The organism is Pseudomonas sp. Root401 (genome assembly GCF_001425105.1).
GTDB lineage: Bacteria > Pseudomonadota > Gammaproteobacteria > Pseudomonadales > Pseudomonadaceae > Aquipseudomonas > Aquipseudomonas brassicacearum.
On the sequence record NZ_LMDO01000016.1, the window covers coordinates 75054 to 92119 of the forward strand.

Sequence of the window (17066 nt, forward strand, 5' to 3'; positions counted from 1 at the left end):
CATCCGGAAGGGAATAACAATGACAACCCTCAAACGCATCAACACCCAGGTCCTGGTCATCGGTGCCGGTCCTACCGGGCTGACCCTGGCCAACCTGCTCGGCCAAGCCGATGTAGACACGCTGATCATCGATCGCAAGCCGGGCACCGTGACCGAGCCACGGGCGGTTTCAATCGATGACGAATCCTTGCGCACCATGCAGGCCATCGGGCTCGATGCCGCCGTGCTGCGTGATGTCGTGCCCGGCTACGGCGTGCATTACTTCACCCGGCCCGGCGGTCGCTGCTTCGGCAAGGTAGAGCCGACCGGCAAGCTGTATGGCTTCCCCAAGCGCAACGCCTTTCGCCAACCGCTGTTTGAAAACACCCTAAGGCTCGGTCTCGAACGCTTTGCCAGCCTGACGGCTCGGTTCAGCCACGAATTGGTGGAGTTCACCCAGGACCCACACGGCGTGTGCGCGCTGGTGCGTGACGCCGAAGGGCAACTGATGGAAGTCCACGCGGCTTACCTGGTGGCCTGCGACGGCGGCCGTAGCCCAGTGCGCAAGCAACTCGGGATCGAGATGGTCGGTTCGAGCTTCTCCTCGCGCTGGCTGGTGGTCGATACCGACCAGGACGACGACCCCTTCTGGCAGACCCGCGTGTATTGCGACGCCCGGCGCCCGGTGGTGGAAGTACCCGGCCCTCACCGTACGCGCCGATTCGAATTCCTGCTCAAGCCCGATGAAACGGACGAACAGGTGCTCGACGAAACCTGCCTGCAAGCATTGCTGCGCCCGTTCAAGGGAGACGCGCCGGTTTCCATCGTGCGCAAGACGGTCTACACCTTCCACGCCCGGGTCGCCGAGCAGTGGCAGGTGCAGCGGGTGTTTCTCGCCGGCGACGCCGCGCACCTGACCCCGCCCTATGCCGGGCAAGGCATGAACAGCGGCGTTCGCGATGCCCACAACCTGGGCTGGAAGCTGGTCGGCGTACTGAAGGGCAAAATGGCGGAAAGCGCACTGCTGTCCTACGAAAGCGAGCGTCGTGATCATGCGTGGGCCTTGATCAAGTTGGCCTTGAACCTCGGCGTGGTCATGGCACCGGCCACCGTCCTGCGCGCTCGCCTGATCAGTGGCACATTCGCCTTGATCGGCCTGTTGCCGCCGTTGCGCGATTATTTCCTGCAAATGCGCTTCAAGCCCAAACCCCGCTTCACCCGAGGCCTGGTGCTGACCGAGGGGCAAGCAGGCACGTTGTCCTGCGGACAGATGTTCCCGCAACCGATGCTCACCGACGCCCACGGCCAGGAACGCCTGCTCGATGACGCCATCGGCACCGGCTTCGCCTTGATTCAATACGGCGACCCGACCCGTCAGCGTATCGATGAACTCAAGCATGGCCTCTGGAGCCACCTTGAAGCCAGACGCATCCTGATCCTGCCCGCGTCCGTCCAGGCCATGCCGTCGATCCCGGGCTGCACGGTGCTCCAGGACCGTGAAGGCCAGCTCAAATCCCTGCTGGGCGATTCGCACCCGTTCCTGCTGCTGCGTCCGGATCGCTATATCGCCGCGATTTTCGACAAGGCCACCGAAACCCGGGCCGCCGAATCGTTGCAGTCGCTGTTCGGCATCGCCGTGGCCCACAGCAGCGCAATCGAGCCGAGCATCGCGCCCGTCTTTCATTGAACCTTCAAGCACAGAGGTGGTTATGCAAACACTCCAGACTTCCACACCTGCACGCCTGTGCTACCTGCACCTGGCGAGCAAGGACGCACAACGGCAAATCGATTTCTATCGACGGATGCTGGATATGGACAGCCAGGCGCAAGCCGATGGCAGCTGGATGCTCAGCGGCCCGCAACGCGCCATGCTCGTGTCTCCCGCCGACCACAGCGGCCTGCTCGCGGCAGCGTTCGACCTGGGCAGTCAGCCTCGACTGCAAGCACTGCGGGTTCGCCTGCTCGGCAACGGCTGCGTCATCGAAGAGGTCGACTCGCCGCTGCTCGAAACGGGGGCGTTCCTGATTCGTGATCCCCAGGGCCGGCAAACGATATTTGGCGTCGCTCACCCCGCTCTCCAGGCCTCTGGCCAAGGCATGCCCGGCCGCTTGCAGCACGTGGTGTTCCAGACCACGGAGCTGGAAGCCATGATCGATTTCTACGTCAACACGGTGGGCTTCACTGTTTCGGACAATGTCGTGGATGAGCAAACCGGCCAACTGATGACGTGCTTCCTGCGCTCGGACGACGAGCACCACACCTTGGCATTTTTCCGCGGTTCGAAAAACGAGTGGGACCACCACTGTTACGAAACCAACGAATGGAATGACATCCGCGACTGGGGTGATCGCTTCGCCAAGGAGCGCATCACCATTTTCTTCGGGCCCGGCCGACATGGACCGGGCAACAACCTGTTCTTCATGGTGGTCGATGCCGATCGCAATCGCCTGGAGTTCTCAGCCGAGCTGGAAGTCACCGATGCCAGCCGCCAGCCCGGTGTCTGGGCACAGGAGGAATACACACTCAATTCCTGGGGCCGCGCCTGGATCAGGAGCTGAGCAGTTTTCCCCAGCGGCGTTTGCACCCTTGATTTCTAAACGAGGCGACCACCTGCCTCCAAAGGTAAAAGACCATGACGACTCAACCGCTCGTGCCCTACGCCATCAACGGCGACCAATACATCAACGGCACCTGGCGTGCAGGGCGCTCCGCACGCCGCCTGGACGACCGCAACCCTTTCAACGGCGAACAGCTGCTGGAGATGCCCCTGGCCTCGATTGCCGATCTCGACGACGCCTATCAGGCAGCGCAGCAGGCGCAGGCAGCGTGGGCACAACTGCACCCCACCCAGCGCGGCGCACAACTTGAAAAGCTCGCCCAGGTCATCCAGAACCGCCGTGAAGAAATCATCGACTGGCTGATCCACGAGTCCGGCAGCACCCGGATCAAGGCGAGCATGGAATGGCAATTCACGCTGAACCTGGTACGTGAATGCACGACGATGCCGATGCAGGTAGAAGGTCGGATCCTGACCAGCTACAAACCCGGCGAACAGAGTTTTGTCTTCCGTGAACCCTTGGGTGTGGTGGGCGTGATCAGCCCATGGAATTTCCCGCTGTACCTGAGCATGCGCTCGGTGGTGCCGGCACTTGCTCTGGGCAACACGATCGTGCTCAAGCCCGCCAGCGACACAGCGGTGACCGGCGGCCTGCTGATCGCCCACCTGTTCGAAGAAGCCGGCTTCCTCGAGGGTTCGCTCAACGTCGTGGTCGGAGCAGGCTCGGAAATCGGCGATGCCTTCGTCGAGCACCCGGTGCCGAGCCTGATTTCCTTCACCGGTTCGACGGATGTGGGGCGCAATGTCGGCCGTATTGCCACCGGAGGCAAACACATCAAGCGCGTGGCCCTGGAACTGGGCGGCAACGCGCCGCTGGTGGTGCTGGATGATGCCGACATTGAAGTTGCGGCGCACGCTGCGGTGGTCGGGCGTTTCCTGCACCAGGGCCAGATCTGCATGAGCGTCAACCGGGTGATCGTCGACCGCTCGTTGTATGCCGATTTCGCGGCGCTGGTGGTGGAGCGCGTGCGCAACCTCAAGACGGGCGATCCGACCAAGGCCGACACGGTGATCGGGCCAGTGGTCAATCAGAGCCAGCTCGATGGCCTGCTGCGTAAGCTCGACGGCGCCCGGAGTGCCGGCCTCAAGCAGCTTTGCGGCGGCCCGGCATCGGGGCTGGTGCTGCCTGCCCATGTGTTCGGTGAAGTGGGAGCCGATCAGGAACTGGCCCGCGATGAAACGTTCGGCCCCCTGCTGCCGTTGCTGGTCGCAGAAAACGAAACCCATGCATTGGCGTTGGCGAACGCCAGCGAGTATGGCCTGTCCAGCGCCGTGTTCACCCGGGACATGGCCCGTGGCTTGAACTTCGCCCGTGGCATTGTGGCGGGCATGACCCATATCAACGACATCACCGTCGATGACCAGCCCAATGCCCCGTTCGGTGGTGAAAAGAACTCCGGCCTCGGGCGCTTCAACGGTCACTATGCCCTGGATGAGTTTACCCGTGCCCATTGGGTCACCTGGCAGCCCGGAGGCCATCACTACCCGTTCTGAGTCTTTGGCACCCTTGATCAGACCCGGATCGGGCAAATCGACCCCTTTGCCCGATCCGTCAGAAAACAATAATAAATAGAGGCGAAAAATGAACCATTTAGCCTGCGTGTCCACCGATCAGGTTGTTCGCTCCGACCGCCTGATGAAATGGAAAGAGTTCATGAGCGATCACCTGGGGCGCACGCCGGACTACATAAAACGGCTGGAATCGACGTTCATCGACCCGTTGCATGAGAGCAACTTCCAGGGTCGGCTGGAATACGGGGACCTGGGCCAACTGCGTTTCTGTCGAATGACCGCCAGCGCCCATCGATATTCGCGCCACCTGAGCAAAGCGGTCGACGCCCTCGACACGCCGCGCATGTTGATCATGCAGGTGGCTGGTGTCAGTCACTTCGAGCAGGGCCAGCAAAGCAGCGTGCTGGCCCCTGACGAAATGCTCCTGGTGGACTGCGGCAAACCTTTCAACGTGACCAGCATGCAAGGTTGCGAACACTTCATCCTGCTGTTCCAGGGGGCGTCCGGGCAGCTCGCGCAAACCGGCGACATGCACCTTAACGGTCGCAATGGACTGGGGCGGATGCTCATGCACCTGATCAGCGATGCCTACAACCAATACCCCTTGCTGAACAACCATTCGGCCGGACTGATCGGTGACAGCATCACCGGGCTGCTGGATAACGCGCTGAAGAACAAACAGGAAGAAAAGCAACTCGAACACGACTTCCGCTTCTTCAAGCAGAACCGCCTCAAGGCGTACATCGAGCGCCACCTGGCCGACCGCGACCTGACCATCGAACGCATCGCCAACGCCGAGCAGTGCTCGGTACGCAGCCTGCACCGCGCCTTCCAGGACGAACTGGGGTGCAGTGTCAGCGAATACATCTGGCAGAGGCGCCTGTCACGTTGCGCCGAAGACCTGCGCAACCGGGAACATGCCCACCGCTCGCTCACCGAGATTGCCTACGCCTGGGGCTATGGCAGCAGTTCCCACTTCAGCCGGCATTTCAAATCGACGTTCGGCATGTCGCCTCGGCTATTTCGTGACACCGCGAGCGACAGCCGGGAGAAATCGACGGCGGCTTGAACCTGGTTCCAATTCCTATGGTTCACCATTGCCCTGTGGGAGCTGGATTCGGTGCTCACCACAAATCTTCTGTGGGAGCTGAGCTTGCTCCCACGGGGTGCTCCGGGGAGGCATGGGGCCGATGCTCACCACAGATCCCCTGTGGGAGCAAAGCTTGCTCGCGATGGCGGTGGGTCAGTCTGCCGTGATGTTGGATGTGCTGACGCTATCGCGAGCAAGCTTTGCTCCCACAGGGGCGGGTTCCTTAATTCCAGCCGCCGCCCATCACCTTGTACAACGTCACGCGGTTGCTCTGCTCGGTCAGGCGCAGGGTGATCAGGTCCTGTTGCGCGCTGTACAGGGAGCGCTGGGCGTCGAGGGCTTCGAGATAGCTCTGGGAGCCGCCACGGTACAAAGCGTCGGAGAGTTCGAAGCTCTTGCGACTGGCGTCGGTCAACGCCTGTTGGGCCTCGATACGGCGATCCAGCGTGCTGCGCTCCGCCAGGGCATCGGCCACTTCCTTGAAGGCGCTCTGCAGTGTTTGCTGATAGGTCTGCACCTGGATCTCGCGCTCGGTCTTGGCCGAGTCCAGCGTCGCGCGGTTACTGCCGGCATCGAAGATCGGCAGGCTGATGCTCGGGGCAAACGTCCAGGCGCCACTGCCGGACTTGAACAGGCCGGACAGGGCCGAGCTTGAGGAACCGGCATTGGCCGTCAGGCTGATGCTGGGAAAGAACGCCGCACGGGCGGCGCCGATGTCGATATTGGCCGACTTGAGCGTATGCTCGGCGGCCAGCACATCGGGGCGTCGTTGCAACAGGCTGGAAGGCAGCTCTGCCGGCACCTGCACCAGCGACGCGGCCGATTCCAGGTACTCGCCCGGCAACAACTCTTCGGGAATGTCGCTGCCCACCAGCAAGCGCAGTGCGTTGCGATCCTGCAGGATCTGGCTTTCATACGCCGCCGCGTCGACCCGCGCCGACTCCACGGTGGTTTGCGCCTGGGCCACGGACAGACCGGAGGAGCCGCCCAAGGCGTGGCTGCGTTGGGTCAGTTCGTAGGTCGCCTGCTGGCTGCGCAAGGTTTCCTGGGCCAGGTGCAGGCGCTCGTTGTCGGCCGCCAGGGTCAGCCAGGCCGTGGCCACTTCGGCCACCAGGCTGATCTGCGTGCTGCGTCGGGTTTCGGTCAGGGCCAGATAGTCTTCCAGGGCTTCGTCCTGAAGGTTCTGCACTCGTCCAAACAGGTCCACTTCATAACTGCTCAAACCCAGTTGCGCACTGTAGTCATGGGTGGTGGCAGCCGAGCCCGTGTTGGACAACGAGCCGGGAGTGCGACTGTGAGTGCCACTGACACTGGCATCGATCGAAGGCAAGGACTCGGCGCGCTGGATGCGGTATTGCGCCTGGGCCTTTTCAACGTTCAGGACCGCCAGGCGCAGGTCGCGATTGTTGCTCAGCGCCAGGGACTGCAAGCGCGCCAGGCGGCTGTCGGTGAAAAAGTTTTGCCACTCGATGTCGGCACTCACCTGGCCCTTGGGCGTGCTGGCAGCCGACAGCCATTGCTCGGAGACTGGCGCCTCAGGGCGTTCATATTGCGGCGCCAGATTCATGCAGCCACCGAGCAGCGTGAGGATGGCCAGCAATGGCCAGCGGAACTTGATCATGCGTCACCTGACTGGGCGGATGGAACAGAGGTCGAAGCCGTGGAAACGCGGCCGAAACGCCGACGAATCTGCACGAAAAACAAAGGAACGAAGAAGATCCCCAACACCGTGGCGGACAACATGCCGCCCAGCACACCGGTACCAATGGCCTGACGTCCGGCGGAACCGGCGCCGCTACTCAGGGCCAGGGGCAATACGCCGAACATGAAGGCCAGGGACGTCATGAGAATCGGTCGCAGGCGTTGGCGCACGGCGATCAGCGTCGCCTCGCGCAAGCTGTTGCCCTGCTCTTGCAGGTGCTTGGCGAATTCGACGATCAGAATCGCGTTCTTGGCCGCCAACCCCACGGTGGTCAATAGCCCGACCTGAAAGTACACGTCATTGCTCAAGCCACTGACACGCGTGGCCAGCACCGCGCCCACCACCCCCAGCGGCACCACCAGCATCACCGAGAAAGGCACCGACCAACTCTCATAGAGCGCAGCGAGGCAGAGGAACACGAACAGCACCGAAATCCCGTACAGCAACGGTGCCTGCGAACCGGAAAGGCGCAACTGATAGGACTGCCCGGTCCACTCGTAGCCGATGCCCTCCGGCAATTGCTTGACCAGCGCTTCCACCGCATCCATGGCGTCCCCGGAACTGACGCCGGGCGCCGGATCGCCAACCACCTCCAGCGAGGCGTTGCCGTTGTAGCGTTCCAGCAACGGCGAGCCATAGCTCCAGGAACTGCTGGCAAACGAGGAAAACGGCACCATCTCATCGTTGCTGTTGCGCACGAACCAGTGCTCCAGGTCAGCCGCCTGCATCCGCGCCGCAGCCTCGCCCTGGACGTAGACCTTCTTCACGCGCCCCTGGTTGAGGAAATCATTGACGTAAGTGCCGCCCAACGCCGTGGACAGCGTGGTGTTGATGTCGCTGGTGCTCAGGCTCAAGGCCCCGGCCTTGCGATCATCGATGCTGACCTTGAGCTGCGGCGCGTCGTCCAGGCCATTGCTGCGTACCCCGAGCAAGCGAGGATCCTGGTTGGCCAGCTCGATGAGTTTTTCCCGCGCCGCCACCAGCGTGTCATGCCCCAGGCCGGCAAGGTCCTTGAGTTGCAGGTCGAAGCCGGACGTCTGTCCCAGGCCACGCACGGCCGGCGGTTGCATGACGAACACATTGGCATCGCCGATGCTCGACAGCGCCATGGTCGCGCGCTGGGCGAAGGACGCCGCATCCTGCCCTGCCCCCGTGCGCTCGCTCCAGTCCTTGAGCCGGATAAATGCACGGGCGCTGTTCTGGCTGTTGCCGTTCATGCCCAGGCCGGAAATGCTGATCAGCGCTTCGACTTCCGGCTGTTCGAGCAGGTAGCTTTCGAGCTGCTTGACCACCGCTTGCGTGCGGCTGTCCGTGGCCCCGACGGGCAACTGCACCTGGGCCATGAGAATGCCCTGGTCTTCGTCAGGCAGGAACGAAGTCGGCAAGCTGAAATAACCCGCGGCCATCACCAGCAGCACCAGCCCATACACCAGCCAGCCGACGCGCCCGCGCTGCAAAATGCCCCCCACCTGGCGTTTATAGGCCTCGGCAGCCCGCTCGAACGTGCGGTTGAACCAACCGAAGAATCCGCGTTGAGCGCCATGGCCCTGACCATCGGACGGCTTGAGCAGGGTCGCGCACAAGGCCGGCGTCAGCGTCATGGCGACGAGTACCGAGAGCACCATGGCCGAGACGATGGTGACCGAAAACTGCCGGTAGATAACGCCTGTGGAGCCGCCAAAAAACGCCATGGGAATGAACACCGCACTGAGCACCAGGGCGATGCCGACCAAGGCGCTGGTGATTTCATCCATCGACTGGCGCGTGGCGTCCAGGGCCGACAGCCCCTGCTCGCCCATCACCCGCTCGACGTTCTCCACCACCACAATCGCGTCGTCCACCAACAGGCCGATGGCCAGGACCATGGCGAACATGGTCAGGGTGTTGATCGAATAACCGAACAGCGCCAGCACACCGAATGTCCCCAGCAGCACCACCGGCACCGTGATCGCGGGAATCAACGTGGCCCGCAGGTTCTGCAGGAAAAGGAACATGATCAGCACCACCAGGACAATCGCCTCGCCCAGTGACTTGACCACTTCTTCGATGGACAGGCTGACAAAGGGCGTGGTGTCGTAGGCAATCACGTTCTTGAGTTGCATCTCCGTCGGATAGAACGGCTCCAGCTCCCTGAGCTTGGCCTTCACCGCCTCGCCCACGTTCAGGGCATTGGCCCCGGCGGCGAGCTGGACGCCCATGGCGGCAGCGGGTTTGCCGTTGAGGGCAGAACTGACGTCGTAGCTTTCACTACCCAATTCGACCCGCGCCACATCCCCAAGCAGCACCACCGCACCGTCGCTGGTGGACTTGACCACCACATTGCGAAACTCTTCGACGGTTTGCAGCTTGCTGCGGGCGCTGATGGTGGCGTTCAACTGCTGCCCCTTCACCGCCGGCATGGCGCCGAGTTGACCGGCAGAAACCTCGGTGTTCTGCGCCTCCAGGGCCGTGCTGACATCCGAAGGCATCAGCGCGTATTTTTCCAGCAGGGCCGGGTCCAGCCAGATGCGCATGGCATAGCCGGAACCCAATGTCTGCACGTCGCCGACACCGTCGATGCGGCTGATGGAATCGAGCAAGGTGCTGGAAATGTAATCGCCGATCTGCGTGCCGGTGACGCTCGGATTGTCGGAGGCCAGGGCGGCAATCATCAGAAAGTCCGAACCGCCCTTGGTCACGGTCAGCCCCTCGCTTTGCACCGACTGCGGCAGCCTCGACTCGGCCTGTTGCAGCTTGTTCTGCACCTGCATCTGGGCCACGTCCGGGTTGGTGCCGGCGGTGAAAGTCAGGCTGATGCTGGCGCTGCCATCCGAACTGCTGGAGGCCGACATGTAGGTCAGGTTGTCCAGGCCCTTCATCTGCTGTTCGATGACCTGGGTCACCGAGTCTTCCACGGTCTTGGCCGAGGCGCCGGTGTAGGTTGCGGAAATACGCACCGTCGGCGGCGCGATGTCCGGGTACTGTTCCAGGGGCAACTGGCTCATGGACAAGGCGCCAGCGAGCATGATGACGATGGCGATGACCCAGGCGAAAATCGGTCGGTCGATAAAGAAGCGCGCCATGTTCAACCCTCCTGCGCAATGGCAACAGGCGTCGCTTTCTGCGTACGGCTGCGGGTACCGGTATTCTGTGCCACGACGGTTTCACCGACCCGGACCTTCTGCCCGCCCTCGACAATCACCTGGTCTCCCGCGTTCAGCCCCGCAGTGACCCACCACTGGTTATCCACGGCGCGGTCGATGGTCAGCATGCGCTGCTCGACCTTGCCATTGACCACCACCAGCACCGAAGTCGCGCCGCTGGCGCTGCGGGTCACCGCCTTCTGTGGAATCAGGATGGCCTGGTCATCCCGCGCCTGCTCCAGCACCGCCCGCACGTACATGCCCGGCAGCAACAGTCGGTCCGGGTTGGCGATTTGCGCCCGCAGGGTCACCGTGCCCGTGCCTTCATTGACGCTGACCCCACTGAACTTCAAGCGACCTTCATGGGCGTAGGTGCTGCCGTCATCGAGCTTGAGGGTGATCCGCGCTTCACCTTCGCCATTGCTCTGCAGCACACCGCTGGCCAGGTCGCGCTTGAGCCGCAACAGTTCGGTGGTCGACTGGGTGACGTCTACATACATCGGGTCCAACTGCTGCACGGTGGTCAGTGCGCTGTCCTGGTTGGCGACCACCAGCGCGCCGGGCGTGACCGTCGAGGTTTCGATGCGCCCGCTTACAGGAGAACTGATGCGGGTATAGGCCAGGTTGATGCGTGCGGTGTCGACGTCGGCCTGGGCCACTTGTACTTCCGCTTCGGCGGTCAGCAGGCTGGCCTGGGCATCCTCGTTGTCCTGCTGGCTGATGGCATCGATCTTCACCAACTGGGCGTCACGCTTGGCCGTGGCCTGGGCCGACTTCAAGGTGGCGCGTGCCTTGGCCAGGTTCGCCTGGGCCTCAGCCAATGCGGCCTTGTAGGAGGAAGCATCCAGTTGATACAGCGCCTGTCCGGCCTTGACCTCGGCCCCTTCGACAAACAGGCGCTGCTGGACGATACCGCCGACCTGCGGGCGTATCTCGGCGACCATGAACGCCTGGGTGCGTCCGGCCAGCTCAGTGGTCAGCGTCTGGCTTTGCGGCTGCACGGTGAGCACCGAGACCTTGGGTGGTTCGGGCGTGGGTGCCGATTCGCCGGAGCAACCGCCCAACATGAACAAAACGATCAAGCACACCAGGATGGCGGCGGTCACCAAGGATTTGGCGAATAATTTGGTCGACATAAATGCCTCTGCAAGACGGATGGTTCAAGCCAGGCGCCATACTGCGAGGCAAATGTGCAGGAAAATTGAAGATTGCCCGCCGCCCTTGAATCTTCATCGCACCAGGGCCTAAATGGTCAGGCCCTTCATCGAACTGCCCGAGCCCATGAAACTGAGCATCTCCACCAAGCTGTTTATTGCCGTCATGGCCAGCGTGCTGTTTGTCATCCTGAGCATGGGAGTGGCCAACGGCTGGAGCTTTGGCAACGGTTTTCTCGACTACCTCAACGAACAGGCACTGTTGCGCATGAAGCCGGTGCTCCCCCGCCTGGCGGGCGCCTACGAGCGCGAAGGTGACTGGGAATTCCTGCGCAACCAGCCGGATCGCTGGTTCAAGCTCCTGCGTCCGGAACCGGGTGAAAACACCACCCACCCAGAGCGCCCCCCCATGCCGATGTCCGACCTGACCGGCGCGGTATTTCGCATCGCCCTGCTCGACCAACAGAAACAATTGGTCATGGGCTATTCGGCCATTGGCGACGACGCGCTGATGCGGCCGATCGAGGTCGCCGGCAAAACCGTCGGCTGGCTGGCGGTGACGCCGTTCCAGAACGTGACCGAAGCTGGCGGTGAACGCTTTCGTCAGTATTTGGTGCGCACCAGCCTGGCCGTGGGCGTGCTCTCGTTGCTGTTGGCGATGTTGATTGCCTGGTGGATCGCCCGTACCCTGCTTGACCCGGTCAAGCGGGTGGCCGCCGCCACGCACCGCTTGGCCGCCGGGGAATACAGCAACCGCGTGTCGGTTGCCTCCAATGACGAAGTCGGTCAGTTGGCCCGAGACTTCAACCAGCTGGCATATACCCTGGAACGCAACGAAAAAATGCGCCGGGATTTCATGGCCGATGTGTCCCACGAACTGCGCACCCCGTTGTCGGTATTGCGCGGTGAGCTGGAAGCCATCGAAGACGGCGTGCGCACCCTCGACCCGTCCTCGATGAAGTCGCTGCAAGGCGAAGTCAGCATGCTCAGCAAGCTGGTGGATGATCTCTACGAACTGTCCCTGGCCGATGTCGGCGCGCTGACCTACCGCAAGAGCGAATGCGATCTCAACGACTTGCTGGGCGGTTGCGTGGCGATGTTCCAGGAGCGCTGCAATGCCCGGCATCTGCGTTTGGAGCTGGAACTGCCGACAACGCCGCTACGGTTGGAAGCCGACCCCAAACGCTTGCAGCAGCTGTTCAGCAACCTGTTGGAAAATGCCGTGCGTTATACCGACGAGGGTGGCGTGTTGCACATTCGTGCCGCCAGCGAGGACGACGTCGTGCGCATCGACTTTCTCGACTCCGGCCCCGGGGTCGATGCGGATCAACTGCCGCGACTGTTCGAGCGTTTTTACCGCGGTGAAACCTCACGCAATCGCGCCAGTGGCGGTGCCGGCCTGGGACTGGCCATCTGTCACAGCATCGCCCTGGCCCATGGCGGCAGCCTCAGCGCCGATCACTCGCCTTTGGGCGGCCTTTGGCTGACCCTGCGCCTGCCACGGAACGCCTGAACATGCCACCTGACAGCCCAATCCTTATCGTCGAAGACGAACCCAAACTGGCCGCATTGATGCGCGACTACCTGATCGCCGCCGGCTACGCGACCCAATGCCTGGACAATGGCCTCCAAGTGGTGCCGGCAGTACGGGCCAGCGAGCCGCGGTTGATCCTGCTCGACCTGATGCTGCCCGGGCGCGACGGCCTGCAAGTGTGCCAGGAGTTGCGCAGCTTCAGTGCCGTGCCAATCATCATGATCACCGCCCGCGTTGAGGAAGTCGATCGCCTGCTCGGGCTGGACCTGGGGGCCGACGACTACATCTGCAAGCCCTTCAGCCCGCGTGAAGTGGTGGCCAGGGTCAAGGCGATCCTGCGGCGCAGCCCGCAACTGCTCGTCACCGCGCCAGCCCGCCTGCTGATTGATGAAGACCGCTACCAGGCGTCACTCGATGGCGTCGCCCTGGACCTGACGCCCTTGGAACTGCGCCTGCTCTGCACGCTGGCCCAGTCCCCCGGGCGGGTGTTTTCCCGGGATCAATTGCTCGACCGGATCTATTCCGATCATCGGGTGGTTACCGATCGTACGGTTGACAGCCATATCCGTAATCTGCGGCGCAAGCTTGAGCAGGCCTGCCCGGCGGAGAATCCTATCGAGTCGTTGTATGGGGTGGGTTATCGGTTTCAGCTTGCTGACGTTTGAAGCGTGGCTAAAACGGTGCGTCATGGTGAAAGGGAGGATGGGTACATATCCGTTTTTTCGGTAACGGCGGCTTAGGGTTCCGCCCTTACGTGAACTGCCCCCCGAATGTTGGACAGGGGACGCTATTGATTTAATGCCTGCGTTCGGCCAGCGTGGTTAACGGGGCGCCCGAGATCAACGTCCACCGCGAGGCGGCCTAACAGCCGACCTGTTTTTGGTGGGACCGCGTTTCTCCTGTGGGAGCGAGCCTGCTCGCGATAGCGGTGGTTCAGCTAAATAAATGTTGGCATATGTCCCGCACTTGCTCTTGCTCTTGCTTTGGACTTTGATCTCGACGCCCCGTTAAACCACGCTGGCCGAACGCAGGCATTGTGGAGTGGGCATCCCGGCATGGATGCCGGGATAGCCGCGCTGGGCCATGGATGGCCCTTCGCGGCGGGCCCCGAGCCTAAGCGAGGTGCCGAGTGGTGGGGCAGGAGCGTTTTGCTTACTTTTGCGCTCTTCAAAAGTGAGCCGCCGTCAGGGCGGAACCCTAAGCCGCCGTTACCGTAGCAACGGATATACACCCAAAACCCTGAAATCCCGCCCGTAAAAACTACGCCCCCGGATAAGTAGAGCCTATTGATCCGCTGAGTAGATAATGGTTTGCGCACTCCCCCCCGCAGCAGGCCGACGAGTGAAGTAGGTGTCACCTTCGTCTGTCTGGATCTCGTAGTCGGCCTTGCTGGCGGCCCGGCTCGATGCATCGCTGTGCTTGATGATTTTCAGCACCCGCTGGAACTTCACGCCTTGCGTACCGTTCTGGGCGGGGCCGGTGAGTACATTGACCTTCTGGAACCAGCCTTCCTGCTTTTTGTTCGACACCAGGGTGCCGCTCAGTGCTTCAAAACGCTCAAGGCGGGTAAACCCCCAGAGTGTCTGTTCCTCGACCACTTTGCCCGGGGTGGCGGAACCGGTGAAGACAAACAGGTTAAGGCTCGGATTGTCTTCGCAGAAGAAGTCATAAGGCACCAGACCGTCGACCATTCTCTTGCCGGGAACGAAGCCCTTCTTATGAACCAGAAACATGAGCACCTCCACGCTGAAACACCAGCAAACGCTGAGTAAGTTTGAGCGCAAAGTCTACTGAGGCGGGGCGTACAGGGCCGTCAAGCCAATGTAATATCGTGTAAAGATCACGCCCTACGAGGCAAGCTGATTTCCACGGTCAGCCCACCGGACGGCTCGTTGTGCGCCAGGATGGAGCCGCCGTGTATCTCCACGGCCCTTGAGGCAATGGCCAGGCCCAGGCCGAAGCCGGCACTGGCTTCGTTCAAGCCACGCTCGAACGGGTTGAAGATGCTCTGTAGCCGCGAATGTTCAACACCCGGGCCCTGATCGCTGATCTGCACCGTCAGGCCGTCTGCGGCGCCATTGACCTCGGCCACGACCATCACCGTGGTGTTTGGCCGGGTATGGCGCACAGCGTTTCGAATGACGTTCTCGAAACACCGATACAACAGCTCACCGCTGACCCGACTGACAAACGCCGGGCACGCCTGCAAGATGACCTGGCAGCCTTTCATTTGCGCCTCGAATCGAGCGTCCTCGACGATCACCGACAGCAACTCGACGACATCGATTGGCTCGCGCTCGATACTCTCCGGTCGCCCCTGCAGGCGTGCCAGGGTCAACAATGCCTCGATCAACGTGTCCATGCGCACCGACTCACGGTCGATGCGTTCCACCATTTCCAGGCGAGCCGGATCTTGCTGCAGCAGCCCGATGGCCGCTTGCATGCGGGTCAGCGGTGAGCGCAATTCGTGGGAGATGTCGTGCAACAAGTGTTGCTGGGCGTCTACCAACAGCTTCAACTGGTTGGCCATTCGATCGCAGTCTTCAGCCAGATCGACGATTTCATCACGTCGTGCGCCCATGATCGGCTTGACCCGGGTCTCGAAGCGCCCCTGGGCCACGTCACTCATGGCGCGCCGAAGATAGGCCAGCGGCCATGCCAGGTAGAACGCCATGTAGCCGCTGAACAGCGCACTCATGACCGTGCCGATGATCAACGGCGTCCAGTGGCTGGGCCCTCTGTCGCCTTTCTTGCCCAGGGGATGGGTTGACTTGAGCGACAGCACGATGCCGTCCTTGCCGATGATCGATCGCTCGTAGGCCGGTTGCCGCACCGGCGTGCCGGCCAACAGCTGACCGGAGCTGTCATAGACGCCAACGGCCTGGTCATCCGGGTGTTCCCACACCGCCAGCAGTTGCCGGCCCGACTCGATGCCAAACTGTCGCAATAGCTGCTCTTCCGTGGCAAGGATCGTTTCCAGATGAGGATCGCCAGGCCTGGAACTGCCCATGACGAAGAGGCCCAACCCCACCAGAAACGTCAAGCTGGTGGCAAGCCAGAACGCCAGGAACAGTTTCCAGAACAGTCGGCTGGGCTTCATCATTCGGCAATCAACAGGTAACCGAGGCCCCGCACGCTCTGGATCCAGGCCTTGGCATCGGGGCGCGGTCCCAGCTTGTGGCGAATGCTGCTGATGTGCACATCGATGCGCCGGTCATAGCGAGTCAAGGGGCAGCCCAGGGCATTGAGCGACAGGTTCTGTTTACTCACCACCTGCCCGGCACAGCGGGCCAGTTCCTCGAGCAAACTGAACTCGGTGCTGGTCACCCCCAGCTCGCGCCCCTGCCAGAGCGCCTGGCGCTTGCCGGGCCACAGGACCAGCGGCCCGGTCCTGATCACTTCACTGGTGGGCTGATCCGCTGGCTGCACCCGGCGCATGATCGCCCGCAAACGCGCCACCAGCTCCCCCGGTGAGCTGGGCTTGGGCACATAGTCATCGGCGCCCAGCTCCAGGCCGGTGATCTTGTCGATGTTGTCGCCACGAGCCGTCAGCAACACCACCGGCACCTGGCTCACGGCCCGAATGCGCCTGAGCACCTCGATACCCGACAGCCGCGGCAGCATCACGTCGAGCACCACGATGCTGTAGCGACCGGACAACGCTTGCACCTCGCCCTCCTCCCCCGTGTGCACGGCGGTCGCCTCAAAGCCTTCGCGCTCCAGGTATTGGCTGAGCATTCCCGTCAGTTCCTGGTCATCGTCGACTAGCAATACAGAGATCATGGGGCGCTCTTGAGTAGGTGTCGGCCCATTATCGCCCGTGCGCCGCGCACCGTCATCGCCGCGGGCCAACCTTTACCTAACTTGACATTGGGTTAACCGCACCAAACGCAGCGAACTTTTATGCTTGCTCGCCACCAGCCCGCTCGCTCCCGCGGTGACTCGTCTTGCGGTGAGATATCCGCGTCCACCTACACCACCTGTCGATGTGTCCTGGATAAGATCTTGATGAATTTTTCGCGCCTGCTCTGCTCGGCTGCACTGCTGCTCAATGTCACACTTGCCCACGCCCAAGGCTTCAAGATTTCCGATATTCGTATCAACGGCCTCCAGCGCGTTTCCGCAGGCAGCGTCTTCGGTGCCTTGCCGTTGAACGTCGGCGATAACGCGGATGAGCGGCGCCTGGTGGAGTCCACGCGTGCGCTGTTCAAGACCGGCTTTTTCCAGGATATCCAGCTGGGACACGACGGTGATGTGCTGGTCATCACCGTTGTCGAGCGTCCGTCGGTCGCCAGTATCGAGATCGAAGGCAACAAGGCGATCTCCACTGAAGACCTGATGAAGGGCCTCAAGCAA

13 protein-coding genes are annotated in these 17066 nt (G+C 62.1%); 7 read left to right on the plus strand and 6 right to left on the minus strand.

The features are described from left to right. Positions 1 to 19: 19 nt before the first annotated feature. The 4 genes from ASC85_RS15050 to ASC85_RS15065 all read left to right on the plus strand — a co-directional run bounded on the left by ASC85_RS15050 (position 20) and on the right by ASC85_RS15065 (position 5177). Entirely contained in the window at positions 20 to 1666 is a 1647-nt protein-coding gene (locus ASC85_RS15050; protein WP_057450086.1) for a bifunctional 3-(3-hydroxy-phenyl)propionate/3-hydroxycinnamic acid hydroxylase, read from the plus strand. A 22-nt stretch (positions 1667 to 1688) separates the two neighbouring features. Next, entirely contained in the window at positions 1689 to 2537 is an 849-nt protein-coding gene (locus ASC85_RS15055; protein ID WP_013693747.1) for a VOC family protein, read from the plus strand. Positions 2538 to 2611: 74 nt separating this feature from the next. Then, a complete protein-coding gene (locus ASC85_RS15060; RefSeq protein ID WP_057450088.1) occupies positions 2612 to 4090 on the plus strand; it encodes an aldehyde dehydrogenase family protein in 1479 nt (492 codons plus the stop codon). An 88-nt stretch (positions 4091 to 4178) separates the two neighbouring features. Next, a complete protein-coding gene (locus tag ASC85_RS15065; protein ID WP_057450090.1) occupies positions 4179 to 5177 on the plus strand; it encodes a helix-turn-helix domain-containing protein in 999 nt (332 codons plus the stop codon). A 244-nt stretch (positions 5178 to 5421) separates the two neighbouring features. On the opposite strand, the gene ASC85_RS15070 is transcribed toward ASC85_RS15065, so the two are convergent. The 3 genes from ASC85_RS15070 to ASC85_RS15080 are packed head-to-tail and all read right to left on the minus strand — an operon-like array spanning position 5422 to position 11158. After that, complete coding sequence (locus ASC85_RS15070; protein ID WP_057450092.1) at positions 5422 to 6819, minus strand: efflux transporter outer membrane subunit; 1398 nt, start codon at positions 6817 to 6819, stop codon at positions 5422 to 5424. Beyond that, positions 6816 to 9962, minus strand: a complete 3147-nt coding sequence (locus ASC85_RS15075; RefSeq protein ID WP_057450094.1) for an efflux RND transporter permease subunit — start codon at positions 9960 to 9962, stop codon at positions 6816 to 6818. Before ASC85_RS15075 ends, ASC85_RS15070 begins: the two co-directional genes overlap by 4 nt. 2 nt (positions 9963 to 9964) lie before the next feature. Beyond that, entirely contained in the window at positions 9965 to 11158 is a 1194-nt protein-coding gene (locus ASC85_RS15080; RefSeq protein WP_057450096.1) for an efflux RND transporter periplasmic adaptor subunit, read from the minus strand. 112 nt (positions 11159 to 11270) lie between these two features. Here ASC85_RS15080 and baeS point away from each other — a divergent pair, with 112 nt between their 5' ends. Beyond that, complete coding sequence (gene baeS, locus ASC85_RS15085) at positions 11271 to 12689, plus strand: sensor histidine kinase efflux regulator BaeS (protein ID WP_057450098.1); 1419 nt, start codon at positions 11271 to 11273, stop codon at positions 12687 to 12689. 2 nt (positions 12690 to 12691) lie between these two features. Continuing rightward, the gene (locus ASC85_RS15090; protein WP_057450100.1) at positions 12692 to 13375 is read left to right on the plus strand and encodes a response regulator; all 684 of its coding nucleotides are present in this window, start codon (positions 12692 to 12694) and stop codon (positions 13373 to 13375) included. Positions 13376 to 13993: 618 nt separating this feature from the next. Here ASC85_RS15090 and ASC85_RS15095 read toward each other — a convergent pair. The 3 genes from ASC85_RS15095 to ASC85_RS15105 form a co-directional block, all read right to left on the minus strand. After that, positions 13994 to 14443 (minus strand): hypothetical protein, encoded by a 450-nt coding sequence (locus ASC85_RS15095; RefSeq protein ID WP_057450101.1) that lies wholly within the window; start codon positions 14441 to 14443, stop codon positions 13994 to 13996. A 107-nt stretch (positions 14444 to 14550) separates the two neighbouring features. Continuing rightward, positions 14551 to 15813 carry a HAMP domain-containing sensor histidine kinase gene (locus tag ASC85_RS15100; RefSeq protein ID WP_057450103.1) on the minus strand — a complete coding sequence of 421 codons (1263 nt, stop codon included), beginning with the start codon at positions 15811 to 15813 and terminating at the stop codon, positions 14551 to 14553. Continuing rightward, positions 15810 to 16493 carry a response regulator transcription factor gene (locus tag ASC85_RS15105; RefSeq protein WP_057450105.1) on the minus strand — a complete coding sequence of 228 codons (684 nt, stop codon included), beginning with the start codon at positions 16491 to 16493 and terminating at the stop codon, positions 15810 to 15812. Before ASC85_RS15105 ends, ASC85_RS15100 begins: the two co-directional genes overlap by 4 nt. A 225-nt stretch (positions 16494 to 16718) precedes the next feature. Here ASC85_RS15105 and ASC85_RS15110 point away from each other — a divergent pair. Further along, a partial coding sequence (locus ASC85_RS15110; protein ID WP_330219814.1) for a POTRA domain-containing protein occupies positions 16719 to 17066 on the plus strand: 348 nt, incomplete at its 3' end.